Source organism: Xanthovirga aplysinae, assembly GCF_009711365.1.
Lineage (GTDB): Bacteria > Bacteroidota > Bacteroidia > Cytophagales > Cyclobacteriaceae > Xanthovirga > Xanthovirga aplysinae.
This window is the reverse complement of record NZ_SMMB01000118.1, coordinates 1-400: the sequence shown is the minus strand read 5'-3', so window position 1 is coordinate 400 and position 400 is coordinate 1. Positions and strand designations below refer to the sequence as shown.

Here is a 400-nt window from a genome sequence, read left to right as displayed (position 1 = left end):
TCTCCTAAATAATAGTTTAATATCTTCACCCTCTATAATGAAAATTCCCTATGCATTTAATTAAGACAAGTCATGCGAAAAGAAGCTTTTTAAATAAATGTTATTTTCTTTTCTAAGTAAATGGACCAGCTTTTATTGAAAAAATTGCTTTTGTCTGTTTACTTCAACAAAAAGCAAATAGGACATACAGAAGGATCATTATCGATCCATTTTTCCAAGTATTTTTTCAAAAGCAGCTTTTAGGCTAGCGATTTCCCTAGCTTGAGTCTGGATTTTCTTAGCTTGTGCAGTTATTTCTTTTTCCTGGGCTATAATATCCTTAGTTCGTGCTTTGATTTCTTTTTCTTGTGCTATGGTGTGAAGGGTTAGTTCTTCTACTTTCTCTACCAGCAATACATTA

Annotated in this window: 1 pseudogene; it reads right to left on the bottom strand. The window is 32.0% G+C overall.

From position 1 onward, the window contains the following. Positions 1-198 precede the first annotated feature (198 nt). Positions 199-400 (bottom strand): annotated as a pseudogene (locus tag E1171_RS23130) (hypothetical protein); the annotation flags it as partial.